Source organism: Bradyrhizobium sp. 23AC (genome assembly GCF_054863025.1).
Map to the genome: position 1 here is coordinate 1 of NZ_JAVAYN010000138.1, position 275 is coordinate 275.

Consider the following 275-nt stretch of genomic DNA (forward strand, 5'->3'; position numbering starts at 1 on the left):
CCTCAGTAACCCAGATAGGATTTGCGGATTTCTTCGTTGTTCGCGATGTCCTTGGCGTTGCCCGACATCACGATGCGTCCGGTCTCGATCACATAGGCCTGGTCGGCGAGCTCCAGCGCGAGCTGGGCGTTCTGCTCGACCACCAGGATCGACACCTTGTCCTCGCGGTTGATCTTGCCAAGGATGCCGAACAGGTCACGCACCACCAGCGGCGCGAGGCCGAAGGAGGGCTCGTCCAGCAGCATCAGCCGCGGCCGCAGCATCAGGGCGCGGGC

Annotated in this window: 1 pseudogene; it reads right to left on the minus strand. The window is 63.6% G+C overall.

Annotation, left to right across the window (positions count from 1 at the left end):
* Window positions 1-2 precede the first annotated feature (2 nt).
* Window positions 3-275 (minus strand): annotated as a pseudogene (locus RAD10_RS41805) (ABC transporter ATP-binding protein); the annotation flags it as partial.